Annotated in this window: 17 protein-coding genes; 12 read left to right on the forward strand and 5 right to left on the reverse strand. The window is 68.3% G+C overall.

Annotation, left to right across the window (positions count from 1 at the left end):
- The first annotated feature begins 84 nt into the window (after window positions 1-84).
- Complete coding sequence (locus PV762_RS18855) at window positions 85-978, forward strand: DMT family transporter (RefSeq protein ID WP_421036534.1); 894 nt, start codon at window positions 85-87, stop codon at window positions 976-978.
- Between the two features lie 51 nt (window positions 979-1,029).
- On the opposite strand, the gene PV762_RS18860 is transcribed toward PV762_RS18855, so the two are convergent.
- Window positions 1,030-1,503 carry an Lrp/AsnC family transcriptional regulator gene (locus tag PV762_RS18860; RefSeq protein ID WP_421036535.1) on the reverse strand — a complete coding sequence of 158 codons (474 nt, stop codon included), beginning with the start codon at window positions 1,501-1,503 and terminating at the stop codon, window positions 1,030-1,032.
- 175 nt (window positions 1,504-1,678) lie between these two features.
- Between PV762_RS18860 and PV762_RS18865 the strand changes: the two genes are divergently transcribed.
- The 9 genes from PV762_RS18865 to PV762_RS18905 all read left to right on the forward strand — a co-directional run bounded on the left by PV762_RS18865 (window position 1,679) and on the right by PV762_RS18905 (window position 12,089).
- Window positions 1,679-2,998, forward strand: coding sequence for an aspartate aminotransferase family protein (locus PV762_RS18865; RefSeq protein ID WP_421036536.1), 1,320 nt, complete (start codon window positions 1,679-1,681; stop codon window positions 2,996-2,998).
- A 364-nt stretch (window positions 2,999-3,362) separates the two neighbouring features.
- Window positions 3,363-4,337, forward strand: a complete 975-nt coding sequence (locus PV762_RS18870; protein ID WP_421036537.1) for a DMT family transporter — start codon at window positions 3,363-3,365, stop codon at window positions 4,335-4,337.
- Window positions 4,338-4,550: 213 nt separating this feature from the next.
- Window positions 4,551-5,492 (forward strand): PIG-L deacetylase family protein, encoded by a 942-nt coding sequence (locus PV762_RS18875; RefSeq protein ID WP_421036538.1) that lies wholly within the window; start codon window positions 4,551-4,553, stop codon window positions 5,490-5,492.
- Between the two features lie 169 nt (window positions 5,493-5,661).
- Window positions 5,662-6,657 (forward strand): succinylglutamate desuccinylase/aspartoacylase family protein, encoded by a 996-nt coding sequence (locus PV762_RS18880; RefSeq protein WP_421036539.1) that lies wholly within the window; start codon window positions 5,662-5,664, stop codon window positions 6,655-6,657.
- A gap of 22 nt (window positions 6,658-6,679) precedes the next feature.
- Complete coding sequence (locus PV762_RS18885) at window positions 6,680-7,390, forward strand: DsbA family oxidoreductase (RefSeq protein WP_421036540.1); 711 nt, start codon at window positions 6,680-6,682, stop codon at window positions 7,388-7,390.
- Window positions 7,391-7,543: 153 nt separating this feature from the next.
- Complete coding sequence (locus tag PV762_RS18890; RefSeq protein ID WP_421036541.1) at window positions 7,544-8,602, forward strand: recombination-associated protein RdgC; 1,059 nt, start codon at window positions 7,544-7,546, stop codon at window positions 8,600-8,602.
- Between the two features lie 25 nt (window positions 8,603-8,627).
- The gene (locus tag PV762_RS18895; RefSeq protein WP_421036542.1) at window positions 8,628-9,488 is read left to right on the forward strand and encodes an AraC family transcriptional regulator; all 861 of its coding nucleotides are present in this window, start codon (window positions 8,628-8,630) and stop codon (window positions 9,486-9,488) included.
- Between the two features lie 86 nt (window positions 9,489-9,574).
- Window positions 9,575-9,991 carry a cupin domain-containing protein gene (locus PV762_RS18900; protein ID WP_421036543.1) on the forward strand — a complete coding sequence of 139 codons (417 nt, stop codon included), beginning with the start codon at window positions 9,575-9,577 and terminating at the stop codon, window positions 9,989-9,991.
- A 112-nt stretch (window positions 9,992-10,103) separates the two neighbouring features.
- Window positions 10,104-12,089 (forward strand): hypothetical protein, encoded by a 1,986-nt coding sequence (locus PV762_RS18905; RefSeq protein WP_421036544.1) that lies wholly within the window; start codon window positions 10,104-10,106, stop codon window positions 12,087-12,089.
- Between the two features lie 39 nt (window positions 12,090-12,128).
- Here PV762_RS18905 and PV762_RS18910 read toward each other — a convergent pair whose 3' ends face one another.
- From PV762_RS18910 to PV762_RS18920, 3 genes are read right to left on the reverse strand one after another with little or no spacing between them, the layout of a single operon-like run.
- On the reverse strand, window positions 12,129-12,713 hold the full coding sequence (locus PV762_RS18910) for a methylated-DNA--[protein]-cysteine S-methyltransferase (protein WP_421036545.1): 585 nt from the start codon (window positions 12,711-12,713) through the stop codon (window positions 12,129-12,131).
- A 27-nt stretch (window positions 12,714-12,740) separates the two neighbouring features.
- Window positions 12,741-13,796 carry a tRNA dihydrouridine(20/20a) synthase DusA gene (gene dusA / locus PV762_RS18915; protein WP_421036546.1) on the reverse strand — a complete coding sequence of 352 codons (1,056 nt, stop codon included), beginning with the start codon at window positions 13,794-13,796 and terminating at the stop codon, window positions 12,741-12,743.
- 8 nt (window positions 13,797-13,804) lie between these two features.
- Window positions 13,805-14,050 (reverse strand): hypothetical protein, encoded by a 246-nt coding sequence (locus PV762_RS18920; protein ID WP_421036547.1) that lies wholly within the window; start codon window positions 14,048-14,050, stop codon window positions 13,805-13,807.
- 240 nt (window positions 14,051-14,290) lie between these two features.
- On the opposite strand from PV762_RS18920, the gene PV762_RS18925 reads away from it, so the two are divergent.
- The gene (locus PV762_RS18925) at window positions 14,291-15,265 is read left to right on the forward strand and encodes a DUF2968 domain-containing protein (RefSeq protein ID WP_421036548.1); all 975 of its coding nucleotides are present in this window, start codon (window positions 14,291-14,293) and stop codon (window positions 15,263-15,265) included.
- A 91-nt stretch (window positions 15,266-15,356) separates the two neighbouring features.
- A complete protein-coding gene (locus tag PV762_RS18930; protein ID WP_088405464.1) occupies window positions 15,357-15,506 on the forward strand; it encodes a hypothetical protein in 150 nt (49 codons plus the stop codon).
- Between the two features lie 119 nt (window positions 15,507-15,625).
- On the opposite strand, the gene PV762_RS18935 is transcribed toward PV762_RS18930, so the two are convergent.
- Entirely contained in the window at window positions 15,626-15,772 is a 147-nt protein-coding gene (locus PV762_RS18935; protein ID WP_421036549.1) for a hypothetical protein, read from the reverse strand.
- Window positions 15,773-15,858: the final 86 nt, after the last annotated feature.

Here is a 15,858-nt window from a genome sequence, read left to right on the forward strand (position 1 = left end):
CTGCAAGCGTCCCCTGCCAGCCCAAGAAGGCTGACCCGCCCGTGCCATCCGGCGCGGGCGCCGAGATCCCCGACACTCCCGCCCATGACCCGCATCCAAGCCAATCTGCTGCTGACCCTGATCGCGATGATCTGGGGCTCGGCGTTCGTCGCCCAGGCCCACGGCATGGAGAGCATCGGTCCGATGATGTTCACCGGGATCCGCTTCCTGATCGGCGCGCTGGTCGTGCTGCCGCTCATCGTTCGCGAGCGCCGCGCGCCGGGCGCGACGGTGCTGCGCGGCAGCGACGCGCTGAAGATCATGGGACTGGGCGCGCTGCTGACCACGGGCGCGGCGCTGCAGCAGATCGGCATCCAGTACACCTCGGTCACCAACGCCGGCTTCCTGACCGCGCTGTACGTGCCTCTGGTGCCGCTGCTGGGCTGGCTGGTGCTGCGCCACCTGCCGCACTGGTCGGTGTGGCCGGGGGCGCTGGCCTGCCTGGTGGGCGCCTTCCTGCTGTCGGGCGCGCACGAACTGAACATCGGCGCGGGCGACGCCTGGGTCATCGCGTCCTCGCTGCCTTGGGCGGTGCACGTGCTGCTGGTGGGCATGGTCGCGGACCGGATGAACGCGCCGTTCACCGTGGCCGGCGGGCAGTTCCTGTTCTGCGGCGTGGTCGCGCTGGTCTGGGCGCTGTTCTTCGAATCGTGGAGTTGGGCCGGCATCCAGGCCGCCGCCGGGCCCATCCTCTACACCGGCGTGCTGTCGGTGGGCGTGGCCTTCACCGGCCAGGTCGTCGCGCAGCGCTACGCGCACGCGGCGGACGCCGCGATCATCCTGTCGTCCGAGACGCTGTTCGCCGCCGTCTTCGGCTACCTGATGATGGGCGACCGCCTCAACGGCGCCGGACTGCTGGGCTGCGCGCTGATCCTGGGCGCGATGCTGCTGATCCAGCTGCTGCCGATGCTGCGCGTGCTGCGGCCGCGCACGGCCTGACCCTCCGCGCGGAACTCAGATCCAGCGCTCACTCCAACGCTCAGTCCACGCTCATTCCAAGGGGAAGGCGCTCGTCTTCTTGACCGTGCGCAGCACCAGCATCGAGTTCGCCTTCGCCACGCCCGGCAGTTGCATGAGCACATGCGTGTGCAGGCGCTCCAGGTCTTCCGCGTCCTTGTAGGCGAATCGCAGCAGGTAGTCGTTGCTGCCGGCGACGTAGAAGCAGTCGAGGATGTCGGGCGCGTCCTTCACGGCCTGCTCGAACTCGGCCAGCGCGGCGGGCGTCATGCGTTCGACGTTGACGATGGTCCAGCTCGTCCCCGGCTTGCCGATCGCCTTGGGATTGAGCAGCGCGACGACGCGGTCGATCACGCCGGAGTCCTCCAGCCGCTTCACCCGCCGCAGGCAGGCCGACGGCGAGAGATGGACCTGTTGCGCGAGGTCCTGATTCGAGATGCGCGCGTCGCGCTGCAAGACCGCGAGGATCGCGCGGTCGATCGCATCCAGTTGCACTTCCTTGATCATGGACGGCATTCTGTTCGAAGAATCGTCCAGACCACCGCATCGGATTGCGTTGTTGCGGGTTTTCCCGCCGCCGGAACGCTCACCAATTGCGCGTGCGCTTGCCTAGACTGGGACCATCGCCCAGCCCTCGCTGAGCCCATCGATCACGCGCGCCGAGCGCGCTCCGGGAGTCCTCATGTCCACCCCTGCCCGCCCCGATCTCGATGCCTACTGGATGCCGTTCACGGCGAACCGCCAGTTCAAGCAGGCGCCGCGCCTGCTGACGCGTGCCGACGGCATGTTCTTCACCGACGACCAGGGGCGGCAGATCCTGGACGGCGTCGCGGGCCTGTGGTGCGTGAACGCCGGCCACAACCGGCCTCGCATCGTGAAGGCGATCCAGGGGCAGGCGGCGGAACTCGACTTCGCGCCGCCGTTCCAGATGGCGCATCCGAAAGCGTTCGAGCTGGCGTCGCGACTGGCGGAGATCGCGCCCGAGGGCATGAACAAGGTGTTCTTCACCAACTCCGGGTCGGAGTCGGTGGAGACGGCGCTGAAGATCGCGCTGGCCTACCACCGCGTGCGCGGCGAAGGCCAACGCACGCGCTTGATCGGCCGCGAGCGCGGCTATCACGGCGTCAACTTCGGCGGCATGTCGGTGGGCGGGATGGTGGCGAACCGCAAGATGTTCGGCTCGCTGCTGGCGGGCGTCGACCACCTGCGCCACACGCACGACATCGGACGCAATGCCTTCAGCGTCGGCCTGCCGCCGCACGGCGCGGAGCTGGCCGACGACCTGGAACGGATGGTCGCGCTGCACGACGCGTCCACGATCGCCGCGGTGATCGTGGAACCCGTGGCCGGCTCGGCCGGCGTGCTGATCCCGCCGCAGGGCTACCTGCAGCGGCTGCGCGAGATCTGCGACAAGCACGGCATCCTGCTGATCTTCGACGAGGTCATCACCGGCTTCGGCCGCACCGGCAGTCCGTTCGCGGCGCAGACCTTCGGCGTGACGCCGGACCTGATGACGGTCGCCAAGGGCCTCACCAACGGCTGCGTGCCGATGGGCGCGGTGTTCGCGCAGCAGCGCATCCACGACACCTTCATGACCGGGCCGGAACACCTGATCGAGTTCTTCCACGGGTACACGTATTCGGCGCATCCGCTGGCCTGCGCGGCGGGTCTCGCGACGCTGGACACCTACGCGGAGGAAGGCCTGCTGACGCGGGCGTCGGAGCTGCAAGGCTACTTCGCCGAACAGCTCCACTCGTTGCGCGGCGAGCCCCATGTCATCGACGTGCGCAACCTCGGCCTGGTCGGCGGCGTCGAGCTGTCGCCGCGCGCCGGCGAGCCGACCAAGCGCGCGTTCGAAACCTTCCTCGACTGCTGGCAGCAAGGCGTGCTGATCCGGACGACCGGCGACATCCTGGCGCTGTCGCCGCCGTTGATCGCTGAACGCGAGCACCTGGATCGGATGATCGATGCGATCCGGGTGGCGTTGCGGCGGTTGAAGTGAGGCTGTATTCCACCTGCCTCGACTCAGGCGTTGGCCGCCAGAGCGCAGGGCTGTCAGACCTTTGGTCTTCCAGCGCTCGCCGGCGGCGTTCAGTCCACTGGACTGAACTCGGTCCGGCTCTCCCTTGGCGTCAAGCGCCAAAACCCCGCGCCCTGCCGTCCCCGATCACCTGCTGACTGCTTTGAGTTCTTTGCGGGCGACGAGCTTGAGGCCTGACCACACGTCGCTCACGGCGCAGACCTTGATGCTGCCCGCCTGGATCCCCAGCTTGCGTGCGAGGGGCGTTCCCGAGTAACCCGCCGCCGTCGCTCCCCCCCCTGTCGCCATGTCTGAGCCCTCCGTGCGTCGGGCATCATCACCCACCATGTCCAACGCCACAACCGACCGCACACCCGCTACCGCCGCGGCCGACGCAAGCGCCGATGGCGCGCAAGGCCACCACGGCCACCACGTCCCGTGGCTCTCCTACCTCAGCCTGGCCGCCAGCACGAGCGTGATCGGCAGCTACGTCGGTCTGTCCAAGCTGCTGGTCGTCGTGTTCCCGGTCTTCCTGCTGGCCTTCCTGCGCTTCGGCATGGCCGCCGTGTTCATGCTGCCGTGGCTCAAGCGCGGTCCGACCGAGAAGCCGCTCACCGGCCGCACGCGCTTCCTGCTTTTCCTCGAATCGTTCTTCGGGAACTTCCTGTTCTCGATCTGCCTGCTGTTCGGGATGAAACACAGCTCGGCCGTCGTTGCCGGCGTGATCATGGCCGGCATCCCCGCCACCGTCGCGCTGATGAGCTGGATCTTCCTGCGCGAACGCATCGCGCCGCGCACGCTGTTCGGCATCGCGATGGCGGTCGGCGGGATCGCGATGGTGGCGCTCAGCAAGCACGGCGACAGCCCCGGCGCGGCAACGTCCGGTCTGGGCGCCCTGCTGCTGGTCGGCGCGATGTGCTGCGAGGCCTGCTACGTCGTCATCGGCAAGCACCTCACCGCCGACCTGCCGCCCCGGCGCATCAGCGCGCTGATCAACCTCTGGGGACTGGCGCTCGTGACGCCGCTTGGCCTATGGCAAGCCGTGGATTTCGACTTCGGCACCGTCGCGCTCAAGGACTGGGGCCTGCTGCTCTTCTACGCGATCGCCGCCAGCACGGTCACCGTCTGGCTGTGGATGAAGGGCCTGCAGCACGTCAGCGCCGCCAAGGCCGGAGTCTTCATGGTCTTCCTGCCGATCTCGGCCGCGCTGATCGGTCTGATCTTCCTCGGCGAGCAGATGAACGGCATCCAGATGCTCGCCTATGCGCTGGCGCTGGGCGGCGTCGTGCTGGCCACCTGGCCGGGACGCGCCCCGTCCTGACGACCGTCAGCTGCCGCCATCGGCGGCCACCAATCGGACCTGCGGCGGGCTCGCGGCACGCCCGCCGGAAGATCCAACCGGTCTTTTCCGGGATTACACCGGTCTCCATCTAGTTTTACTACCAATGTAATACCATTCGGAGATCCGGCCCGCTAAGATGGGTCGATCGAACTCGCCCGGACGGCTGATGCCCGGGCCGCCAACGCCCCGCCGATGAACGCGAACTTCCCTTCTCCGGTTCCTACGCCAGGTTTTCCGACCACCGTCAGCCCCGCCGCCAGCCAGGCCGAATGGGAAAGCTGGATCGCCAGCTGGTATGCGGTCCTGCGCCAACCTGTGCGTACCGGTGTGAGTCCTTTGGCATCCGAGTCGACGCCTGCGTCGGTCCCGGCGGGTTCCGGTACCAAGCCGCCGCACGTGCTGGTCTTCGCGCCGCATCCGGACGACGAATGCATCGTCGGCGCGCTGCCGCTGCGGCTTCGGCAGGAAGCGGGCTGGCGTGTCACCAACATCGCGGTCACCCTGGGCAGCAGGCAGGACCGCCGCGCCGAGCGCTGGAAGGAACTCGGCGCCGCGTGCGACGTGCTGGGCTTCGACCTGCGCCTGCTGGCCGCGGACGGCTTCGAGCAGGTGAAGCCCGAAGCCGCCGACGCGCGCACGCCGCTGTGGCAGCAGCAGGTCCGGTTGGTGGCCGAACTGCTGGTCGCCGAGCAGCCGCCGCTGATCCTGGTGCCGCACGCCGGCGACGGCATCCCGACGCACATCGGCGTGCATCTGCTGGTGAGCGAGGCGCTCGCTCAGGCGAAGATCTCCACCGTCTTCGCCCACACCGAGTTCTGGGCCACGCAGCCCTCGCCGACGACGCTCGTCGAAACCGGCCGGCGCGACACCGCGCTGCTGGTGCGGGCGCTGGCCTGCCACCACGGCGAGATCGCCCGCAATCCGTATCACCTGCGCCTGCCGGCCTGGATGGCCGACAACGTGCGCCGCGGCGGCGAGCTGCTCGCCGGTCCGGGCGAGGCGCCGCCGGACTTCGCCTTCGGCACGCTGTACCGGCTGACGCGCTGGGTCGACGGCGTCCCCGCCGGCGAACTGCCGAACACGCACTGGTCCTGCGACGCGGCACTCGATCCGGACGCACTCCTCGGCGGCTGAACTCCGGCCGGACTCGCCTGAACCGAAGGCGATCGTCCAGCGCTCCGCGCCTCAACTTCAACTCATCCCCGCCTGCGCTTTCGGCATACGCGCCGCGCACGCAGGCGCAGTGCGCGGCCTCGCGCGGGCCTATGCTTCGGGTTCCTTTTTCGAGCCCTTCCGCCACGCCATGAGCGACGCCCGCACCGATCATCCGACCCACCTCCGCATCCACCAGTTCGCCGGCCTGAAGCCTGGTCCCAAGCTGCTGGTGACGGGCGCCGTGCACGGCAACGAGGTCGCCGGCGTCAGCGGCATCCAGCGCGTGCTGACGATGCTGGACGACGGCACGCTGACGCTGCTCAAGGGCACGCTGACGATGATCCCCATCGTCAACCCGCTGGCCCACCGCCTGCAGCGCCGCGAAGGCGAGCGCAACCTCAACCGCAACCTGCGCGTCAACCCGATCCCGCAGGACTTCGAGGACCGCATCGCCAACCGCCTGTGCCCGTGGATCGCCGCCAGCGACGTGCTGCTGGACCTGCACAGCTTCAACAACCCCGGCCCGGCCTTCGCGATGATCGGTCCGCGCGACAACGACGGCGAGCTGGAACCCTTCCGCCACCAGGCCGCCGAGAGCGCGCTGGCGATGGCCGTGGGCACCTCGCGGCTGGTCGAGGGCTGGCTGTCGACCTACGCGCTGGGACTGAAGCGCCGCGCCGACAAGGTCGCGGACGGCTCGCGCAGGATGGCGCTGCAGCAGGACCCCCATTACGGCGTCGGCACGACCGAATACATGCGCAGCACCGGCGGCTACTGCATCACGCTGGAATGCGGCCAGCACGCCGACCCGCAGGGGCCCGAGGTCGCCTTCAAGGCGATCCTGCGCACGCTGGTGCTGCTGGGGATGATCGCGCCCGAGGGCGTCGAACTCGCCGATCCGAAGCGCCCGGTCGAGTGCCTGCAACTCTATGAGGTCATCGACCGTGAGAGCATGGACGACACCTTCGCGCGCGCCTGGGCCAGCTTCGACGCGATCGCCGAGGGCGAGCGCATCGGCGCCCGCGCCGACGGCACGCCGGTGCTGGCGCCTTTCGGCGGCCGCATCGTCTTCCCCAACAACAATGCCGAACCCGGCCACGAGTGGTTCTACCTGGCAAAGCCCAGCGACCGCGTGTTGACTTGAGCTTCTGGCTAGAGTCGGCGGCATGAACGACACCACCGCCTCTTCCGCTGCCTCTTCCGCCCAACCGCTGCAACCCCTGCGCATCGATTTCGTCTCCGACGTCGCCTGCCCCTGGTGCGCCGTCGGTCTGAAGTCGCTGGAGACCGCCCTCGCCCGCGTGCCGGACGTGCGGGTCGACATCCACTTCCAGCCCTTCGAGCTGAACCCGCAGATGGTCCCCGAAGGCGAGGACATCGAGGAGCACCTGACGCGCAAGTACCGCTCGACGCCCGAGCAGCGCAAGGACATCCGTGCCCATCTGAAGCAGCGTGGCGCCGATGTCGGCTTCACCTTCACCGAAGGCGCGCGCAGCCGCATCTGGAACACCTTCGACGCCCACCGTCTGCTGCACTGGGCCGGGTTGCAATCGGCGCAGGCGCAGCGCGACCTGAAGCTCGCGCTGCTGACCGCGTATCACACCAATGGCCGGAACCCGGGCGACCGCGAGACGCTGCTCGACACCGTGCGCGAGATCGGTCTCGATGCCGCGGAAGCGGCGCGCGTGTTCGACAGCGGCGAGTTCGCCGACGAGGTGCGCGAGTCCGAGTCGCTCTGGCAGAGCCGAGGCATCAGCTCGGTGCCGGCGGTCGTGATCAACGAGAAGTACCTGATCTCCGGCGGCCAGCCGCCGGAGGCGTTCGAGCAGGCGCTGCGTCAGATCGCCAGCGAACAGCAAGCGCCGGCGTCCGCGTAACCGATGCAAGCATGAACGCAAGGGGGTTGTTCCGCTGCCGGCGCGACCGCCAGACCTGAGACAATCCCCGCAACGTTTGAACGGGGCCCGCGTCGTCCGCGTGGCCCCGTTGTCATTGCTGTCGTCCTGACGTTGTCGCGAGTTGTCGTCCGTATGTTCAAGAACCTGATCGTTTACCGCCTGTCTGCCGATTGGCAGCCCAATGTCGAGAAGCTCGAGGACGCCCTCGAGAACGAGCGCTTCGTCCCCTGCGGCGCCACCGAAGCGCTGTCCGCCGGCTGGGTGCCGCCGCGTGGCGAACCGGGCGCGCGGCTGCTGGAAGAGATCGGCGATCACTGGCTGCTGAGCCTGCGCATGGAGAAGCGCGTGCTGCCCGGCTCCGTCGTGCGCGAGAAGGTCGACGAGATGGTCGAGCGCATCGAGCTCGAGACCGGCCGCCGTCCTGGCAAGAAACAGCAGCGCGACATGAAGGAGCAGGCCACGCTGGAGCTGCTGCCGCGCGCGTTCACCTTGCAGTCCCACCTGCGGGTGTGGATCTCCCCCAAGCAGGGCTTCCTGATGGTGGACGCGGGCTCCATCGGCAAGGCCGACGAGCTGATCACGCTGCTGGTGAAGGCCGACTCGTCGATCAACCTGCACCTGCTCCAGAGCGCCGAATCGCCGGCCGCCTGCATGGCCGCCTGGCTGATGGACGGCGTGCCGCCGGCGGAGTTCGTCATCGACCGCGACTGCGAACTCAAGGCCGCGGACGAGATGAAGGCCGCCGTGCGCTACGCCCGCCACCACCTGGACACCGACGAGGTGAAGGCGCACCTGACCAGCGGCAAGATGCCCACGCGCCTGGCGATGACCTGGAAGGAACGCGTGTCCTTCACGCTGACGGACACGATGCAGATCAAGGGCATCAAGTTCCTGGACGTCGTCTTCGACGGCCGCGACAAGCCGGCCAAGGACGAGGCCTTCGACGTCGACGCGGCGCTGGCCACCGGCGAACTCGCGCAGCTGATCCCCGACATGATCGAAGGCCTGGGCGGCGAGCTCGACTTCATCGGCCAGTCCGCCAAGATCGCGGCGGAGCATGCCCCGGGCGGCGCGTCGTCCAAGCCGGCAGCCTCGGAATCCACCTCTGGAGCCGCGGCATCGAAGGCGTCGAAGACGGCCTCGCCCGCGAAGGACGAGGACCTCGCCGCCGAAGCGGCGCCCTGGGACTGAGCCTCCCGAGTCCGTTGAGCCTGCCATGACGCACGCCAGCGCCGCGGACACCGACTGGGTGCGCCACGGCGCGGGCCAGGACGGCCTCGATCGACTCGAGGCCTTTTTTCATGGCGAGGCCTACACCCCGCATCGCCACGACACCTACGCCATCGGCAGCACGCTGAGCGGCGTCCAGTCCTTCACCTACCGCTCGTCATTGCGCCACAGCCTGGCCGGGCACACGGTCGTGCTGCATCCGGACGAACTGCACGACGGGCACGCGGGCACCGACGCCGGGTTCCGCTACCGCATGCTGTACCTGGCGCCGGCGCGGCTGCAGGAGATGCTGGGCGGCGTCGCGCTGCCCTTCGTGCCGGGCGGCGTGTCGACCGATCCCCGACTGGCTCGCGCCACTCGCGCGCTGCTGACGCAGCTGACCGCGCCGCTCGATGCGCTGGAGCAGGACGACGGGTTGCTGGAACTCGCCACCGCCTTGCAGCTCGCAGCCGGCGCCACGCCGCGGCCGGTGCACGGCGACTACCGCGCCGCGCTCGTCGCGCGCGAACTCATGGACGACCGGCTCGACAGCGTCGTGACGCTGGACGAACTCGCCGAGGCCGCGGGGCGCGATCGATGGAGCCTCTCGCGCGACTTCCGCGCCAGCTTCGGCACCAGCCCCTACCGCTATCTGACGCTGCGGCGCCTGGACCTCGCGCGCCGGTTGATGCTCGCTGGACAGCCGCTCGCGGCATGCGCCGTCCACGCCGGCTTCGCGGACCAGAGCCACCTGACGCGCCAGTTCGCGAAGGCGTTCGGCGTCACACCGGCGCGGTGGTTGCGCATGTCGGGCAAGACCGGGCCGACCGGGCCGACCGGGCCGACAGGGCCGACCAGGCCGACCTAGACGCACGATCGTTCAAGACGAACCGCGGGCCGCCCGCCAAGATGGGCGCTCCGATGCACTCCTGCGCGCCGAACGCGCCGAACGCCATGCCCACGCCCGCTGCTCCCGCCATGCCCGGGGCCCGTCCCCTCCCGTCGCGCGACTACCGCGCTGTCAACATCGCCGACAAGCTCTCTCTGCTGCACGAGCAGTGGTCGCAGCGCGTCGTGGCCGAGATCAACGGCTACCAGTTCAAGATCGCCAAGGTGGAAGGCGACTTCGTCTGGCACGCGCATGCGGAGACCGACGAGGCCTTCCTGGTCATGGCCGGCGAGTTGCGGCTGGAGTTCCGCGACGGCTCGGTCACGTTGCGTCCGGGCGAGCTGTTCGTCGTCCCGCGCGGCGTCGAGCACAAGCCCAGCGCCGCGCAGGAAACGCACATCCTGGTCGTCGAGCCTCGCGGCGTGCTCAATACCGGCGCCGAGCGCAATGAGCGCACGCAGCCGAACGACCGGTGGATATGATCAGAAATCGGGGCCATCCGACAGCCAATCACGAAGCGAAAGCCGGGGCTGTCAACGGACTGAGTCGCACCCGCCATCAGGCAGGCTGCCCTCGTCTTTCGGATCCCTCTTGATGCACGACTCTGACGCCGACGCCCACCGTCGAACATTCCTCCGCACCTTGGCCTTGGCTGCGGCCATGCCGTCGGCGGCATATGCCGACGCCGCGCTTGCCGCGGCACCCGCCATCCCCGTTTCATGGCCACCTCGCGCTGCCCGCAATTGCCAGGAGCTTTACCAGCAACTCGCTTCCATGGACCCCGGTGCGCGAGCCAGGGACATCAACTATGCACTGTCCACGTCCGACAGGCCCAATGGAGCATTCTGGATCAATGCGCCATTCGACGACTGGTCGGCAGCGCCCGAGATCCCTTCTACAAGCCCCTTCAGCCGTGCCCTGCGAGGTGCCGTCGCGCAGGGCATCGTCTACGACCGCTGCTTCATCGATCTGTTCAATCTTGGAGACGGGGACGCCGGTCTGCTCGGCGATGCTGCGCTGCAGCCGAACGCACTTCTGATGCTGGCGGATCACATCAACGCGTTGCCGCTCCATGTCTCGCCGACGATCCGCTACCTGACGGGATACCCCGATCACAAGGGCTTCGTCCCCGATGGACTGGTGCACGGCATTTTCTCGGGCCTGATCCGCCATCCGAAAGCCACGATGTACGTTGGTGCGTACCAGCCGGTACGTCAGTTCGCGATCGACGAGACGCGCCGCCTGGCGCGCTTGAAGCGCGACATCCTGGACCACGGCTTCCAGGTGCTGGCGGAGGCAGACCGCTCGAAGTTCGGGGCGCTGACCGAGGCGGCTGGGATTTTCGGGGCGCAGTTCCGATCGAGCGTCGAAGACGCGATCTCGTTGTCATTGCCCCCTGTCAGTTGGAACCACGCGAAGATTTTCGCGATGAACGGCACCTCCCTGGTCACCGGCGGCATCAACTATTGGGCACCTGAATATGCCAGCCATCCCAGCTCGACCGTGCTCGATCTCAGCGCACTGCTGACTGGCCCCGCGACGGTGAAGGCCCATCAGTTTGCAGATGCGATCTGGCGATACCTCAACGCGCTGCCTGCACAGGACAAGGGCAGTTGGGCCAAGAGCGCACGGATCATCGACGGCGTCGACCAGTTCAAGGATTGTCGAGCCACCCCGATGTTCACGCGCCGCGCGGCGTCTCCGGCCGATCACGAACTCCCCTCGGCGGACACCGACCGGATATCCACGCTGTCGGTCACCAATTTCGGACAGTGGCCTCACGCCGACGGCACCCCGTCGCTGTATCTCACGGCCATCCGGGATGTGTTCATTGCCATGGTGGATGCGCTGGCGGTCTCGCGCTTCCAGAATCGCGGACATGAGCTGACGGCCCATCTGGCCCATCGCATGAACGAACTGACCGACCCTGCTTTTGCGCACCTGCTGTTGAATCACGGTGTCAATCCCGCGCATTGGTCGAGCCGGTCCGCTCGTGCGGTCGCGGTGGCATCGGCTTCGAAACGGCTGCGCCTCTCTCAACAGAGCCTGGTGGATGCGTATGGCATGTCGTCGACCGCCTTTTCAAGCATGGTCAAGCAATTCAATACGCTCTTCGGCACGAACTGGGACGGCCGACTCTGGCCGTGGGAGCTGTTGGGGGGCATCGCCTACGGATGTGCCGGCATGCTGAGAGCCCAAGGATCCGCGCATGTCGATCTGGTCATGTCCTATGCCGACGGAGGTTGGGACGACGACGGTACACCGGAAGGATTGCGAGCCCGGTTGACCGCCTATCTGACGATGCTTCAATCAGCCGGATCCATTGATCCGATCGCGGACACTCCCGCCTTCGTGGCACGCTCCGTGAACTACCGGCGCGTCGTACCGGGTCTCACCAACGACGGCAATCATGCGAAGGCGATCATCGTCGACGACGCCTTGGCGTACATCGGCTCGGACAACGCCTATCCCAACTACAACATCCAACACGGGATCTGGCTGGACGATACGCAAGCGTTGCTCGCATACATCGCCGGCTACTGGGATCCTCTTTGGAGCAAATATTCCGTCCCGTCTTGAAGGGCCATCCTGGCGGTCCGGCGCTGGCGCGCCGACTTCTCAGAACAGGTCCTGCTGCTCGCCCACCTGCTGCCCCGTCGCACGCGCCTCGATCGCAAGGATCCTGAGCTTCGTCGCGACACCGCCGGCCGCGGAGAAGCCCGTGAGGTTCGCCGCATTGCCGGCCGTCGGCGCGCCCATCACGCGGTGGCAGGGCACGATCGGCGGGAACGGGTTGTGACCCTCCGCGCGTCCGACCGCGCGCGCCGCGTTCGGCTGCCCGAGCCGCGTGGCCACTTCACCGTAGGTCAGCGTCTGCCCGACCGGAATGCGCCGCGTGAGCGCCAGCACCTCGCGATCGAAGGCCGGCACCGCGCTGTCGTCGAGTTCGACCTCCAGCAGGTCGCGGGCCTCGCCGTCGAGCAGCGCGCGCACACCCAGACAGGCCTGCTTCACCGCTTCAGGCAACCGCTCGAAGTCGGCCTCCTCGCGGGCCGTGGGGAAGCGGACCCACATGCGGTCACGCGTGACGGACAGGGTCTCCTCCGGCAGCTGCGAGGCGACGATGCCGCGCTCGGTCCACGCGATGCCGCAGTGGCCGAGCACCGTCGGATAGCAATGGAAGAAGACCTGCGGCGACATCATGCAATGCGATGCTGATGCGGCGCGGGGTCAGTCCGTGACCGACGCGTCGGCGGGCGAGTCGACGGGCGGCTTGAACGCAGGATGCTGGCTGGCGATCTCGGCGGCCTGGCGGCGCGCGTCCGTGGCCAGCTTCGCGACCTCGCGCGGCGCCATCGCCTTGAGCTTGTGGTCCGACCACACCTGACGCCAACGCCGCGCGCCGGGCAGACCGTTCCACAGGCCCAGCGCATGCCGCATCGCCTGCGACCACGGACGGCCGAGCGCCACCTGCCGGTCCAGATAGTCGAGCCACAGCGCCTCGACCGCTTCGCGGCTGGCGACCGGCGCCTGCGCCTCGCCGAAGAAGCGCTGGTCCCACTGCGCCATCTGCCAGGGCTCGTGATACGCCTGCCGGCCAATCATCACGCCGTCGACATGGTCGAGTTGCGCGGCGATCTCGTCGTCCGTCTTCAGGCCGCCGTTGATCGCGATCGTCAGATGCGGGAACTCGCGCTTGAGGCGATGGACCAACGCATAGCGCAGCGGCGGGATGTCGCGGTTCTCCTTGGGCGACAGGCCCTGCAGCCACGCATTGCGCGCGTGGACGAGGAAGACCTCGCAGCCCGCGTCGGCGACCTGGCCGACGAAGTCGCGCACGAAGTCGTAGCTCTCGATGCGGTCGATGCCGATGCGGTGCTTGACGGTGACCGGGATGGCGACCGCGTCGCGCATCGCCTTGACGCCGTCGGCGACCAGCGCCGGCTCCGCCATCAGGCAGGCGCCGAACGCGCCGCGCTGGACGCGCTCGCTGGGGCAACCGCAGTTCAGGTTGACCTCGTCGTAGCCCCATTGCTCGGCCAGCTTCGCGCAGGCCGCGAGATCGGCCGGCTCCGAGCCGCCGAGCTGCAGCGCGACCGGATGCTCCTGCTCATTGAAATCGAGGTGCCGCGGCTTGTCGCCGTGCAGGATCGCGCCGGTCGTCACCATCTCGGTGTAGAGCAGCGTGTGACGGGTCAGCAGCCGGTGGAAGTACCGGCAGTCGGCGGTCGTCCAATCCAGCATGGGGGCAACGGACAGGCGCCAGGGGGAAAACTTCGAGGACATGAGGCGGATTATCCCGCCGACAGTGACGTCAACTGGGCGATGAGCTGTTCCAGCCGCTCCGGCGAGACGGGTTTCACGACGTGTTCGTCGAACCCGGCCGCGAGCGCCCTCGCCCGGTCCGACGCCAGGCCGTAACTGGTCAGCGCGATCAGCACCAACTGGCCGCTGGCGATCAGCGCGTCGACGTCGATGTCCGCCTCCAGCAGGGTCGCCCGCAGGCGCTCGGCGGTCTGCAGGTGGACCAGGTAGAGCATATGCTCGCACCGCTCCAGCCCAGGCGCACGAAAGTCCTTTGTCGGACCCCAACGGCCCACCGTGGAGTGTAGACCCGGCGCGACAGCGACCCGTCTGGCGCATGCCGGCGCGCCTGTCACCCCTCGTTCGAGGCAGCGGCTTGTGTCCAATTGCGTCGGAGCCCCTGAATGCGGCGACGCCGGAGCTTGCGTCCGTCGTACCATGCCCGCGCCCCCGCGGTCTCTCCTGCCTCAAGTCCGATGCCCCCGTCCCGTCGCCCGCCCGGCTCCGCCGGCGGCCTTGCGCGCCTTCGCGCCCCCGCTCTCGCGCTGCTGATCGCCGCGGGCGTGGCGCTGCCGTCGGCGCAGGCGCAGACACAGACACCGACGAAGGCCAAGACGACGAAGGCAGTGAAGGCCCCGAAGCCGGGCGCTTCGGCGGCCCAGCCGGCATCGAACCTGGCGAAGTCCGAACTCGCCGACATCGCCGACCTGCGCAAGCGGATGGCCGCGAAGACCGTGGTGGTGACGCGCCACGCGGAGGTCGCCGACATCGCCATCCAGGTCTGGGCGCGGACGACGCTGCCGAAGAAGTACTACGTCGCCGTGACGCAACAGGGCACGGTGCGGCGCACGCTCACCGCCACCGACGAGGCCGAAGCCTGGCGCACCTACGACAGCTTCCGCCGCATGGCGGGTCTCGGCGACGTGGGACGACCGGTGCTGCTCGGACAGATGACTGTGGAACCGGCGCCCGCAGCACGCGTCCCCGAGGTCATGGCGGCCGCCGCGATGCCCATGGTTCCCGCCGTTCCCACGACGCCGACGATTCCCGCGATGGCGGCAACACCCGCGCCCGCAGTCCAGACCGTCTTCCCAACGACGCAAACGGCCGCGCCCGCTCCCCAAGCGGAGGCGCCTGCGTCCGCGCGCGAGCTCTCCGCGACGACGGGAGAGTCCGTCGATCAGCGAACGGACGCGCGCGCCGGCGGCTACGCGGTCGAGACGCTGCGTCGCGCGCGCTTCGGCGACGAGGTCGCGCGCCTGGTCTGGAGCGCGGAGAGTTCGCAGTACTTCGTGTCGCTCACGCGCCAGGGCACGGTCGTGGAAATGCTGCGCAGCCGCGACAGCGCCGAGGCGACCCGCACGTACGAGGACTATGCGCGCCAGGCCGAGAAGCGGGCCGCGCTGCTGCAACGCCCACCGACGGGACCGACGTCATCGGCATCCCGCTAGCGTCGGCACCCCGTCCTACAGACACCGCCCCGGGATAGGCGAAGACTGGACGCATCCGGCCCTCGCGGCCATCGCGCTTCAGGAGCACGCCATGATCCGCAAGCTCAGCAGCGGGCAGTACCGCCTCTACTCCCGCAACCCCGATCCCAAGACCGGCAAACGCCGCAACCTCGGGACCTTCGACACCCGTGAAGCCGCCGAGAAGCACGAGCGGGAAGTGCAGTACTTCAAGCGGCATTGAATGCACTCAGGACGCGCGTGTCGAGCGGCGGATACCGTCGCAGCATGCGAAGAGTTCCTCAGCGACATCGGTGATACGCAGCGTAGTACGCGCGACTGATCGTGGCGCGTCGACGTGCCTCAGCGCTGTGGCCCTGTGCTGCCACGGCCTGTGCCAGGAGATCCTTCGTTGACGTCGCCGTCAGTCGGGGAGTGCTCCTTCAGCACCTGCGCCGCCACCTGCAGCATCTGGATCATCACCATCACCGTCCTCGCTTTCTCTTGCATTCCTGGGTGCGTTCCACCCGAATGAAGAAAGTGTCGGACCGGATCCGCAAAAGTCGATTCCCCTCGAAGGGCGATTAAATGGGGGA

Source organism: Mitsuaria sp. CC2 (assembly GCF_048957715.1).
GTDB lineage: Bacteria > Pseudomonadota > Gammaproteobacteria > Burkholderiales > Burkholderiaceae_C > Roseateles.

What these genes read in the sequence shown, in the direction of transcription:
- PV762_RS18920 (WP_421036547.1), bottom strand. Translation starts at nt 14,050, where the DNA reads ATGCTCTACCTGGTCCACCTGCAGACCGCCGAGCGCCTGCGGGCGACC.
- PV762_RS18895 (WP_421036542.1), top strand. Translation starts at nt 8,628, where the DNA reads ATGACGCACGCCAGCGCCGCGGACACCGACTGGGTGCGCCACGGCGCG.
- PV762_RS18870 (WP_421036537.1), top strand. Translation starts at nt 3,363, where the DNA reads ATGTCCAACGCCACAACCGACCGCACACCCGCTACCGCCGCGGCCGAC.
- PV762_RS18855 (WP_421036534.1), top strand. Translation starts at nt 85, where the DNA reads ATGACCCGCATCCAAGCCAATCTGCTGCTGACCCTGATCGCGATGATC.
- PV762_RS18860 (WP_421036535.1), bottom strand. Translation starts at nt 1,503, where the DNA reads ATGATCAAGGAAGTGCAACTGGATGCGATCGACCGCGCGATCCTCGCG.
- PV762_RS18880 (WP_421036539.1), top strand. Translation starts at nt 5,662, where the DNA reads ATGAGCGACGCCCGCACCGATCATCCGACCCACCTCCGCATCCACCAG.
- PV762_RS18930 (WP_088405464.1), top strand. Translation starts at nt 15,357, where the DNA reads ATGATCCGCAAGCTCAGCAGCGGGCAGTACCGCCTCTACTCCCGCAAC.
- PV762_RS18900 (WP_421036543.1), top strand. Translation starts at nt 9,575, where the DNA reads ATGCCCACGCCCGCTGCTCCCGCCATGCCCGGGGCCCGTCCCCTCCCG.
- PV762_RS18890 (WP_421036541.1), top strand. Translation starts at nt 7,544, where the DNA reads ATGTTCAAGAACCTGATCGTTTACCGCCTGTCTGCCGATTGGCAGCCC.
- PV762_RS18875 (WP_421036538.1), top strand. Translation starts at nt 4,551, where the DNA reads ATGAACGCGAACTTCCCTTCTCCGGTTCCTACGCCAGGTTTTCCGACC.
- PV762_RS18935 (WP_421036549.1), bottom strand. Translation starts at nt 15,772, where the DNA reads ATGCAAGAGAAAGCGAGGACGGTGATGGTGATGATCCAGATGCTGCAG.
- PV762_RS18910 (WP_421036545.1), bottom strand. Translation starts at nt 12,713, where the DNA reads ATGATGTCGCCGCAGGTCTTCTTCCATTGCTATCCGACGGTGCTCGGC.
- PV762_RS18885 (WP_421036540.1), top strand. Translation starts at nt 6,680, where the DNA reads ATGAACGACACCACCGCCTCTTCCGCTGCCTCTTCCGCCCAACCGCTG.
- PV762_RS18865 (WP_421036536.1), top strand. Translation starts at nt 1,679, where the DNA reads ATGTCCACCCCTGCCCGCCCCGATCTCGATGCCTACTGGATGCCGTTC.
- PV762_RS18925 (WP_421036548.1), top strand. Translation starts at nt 14,291, where the DNA reads ATGCCCCCGTCCCGTCGCCCGCCCGGCTCCGCCGGCGGCCTTGCGCGC.
- dusA (WP_421036546.1), bottom strand. Translation starts at nt 13,796, where the DNA reads ATGTCCTCGAAGTTTTCCCCCTGGCGCCTGTCCGTTGCCCCCATGCTG.
- PV762_RS18905 (WP_421036544.1), top strand. Translation starts at nt 10,104, where the DNA reads ATGCACGACTCTGACGCCGACGCCCACCGTCGAACATTCCTCCGCACC.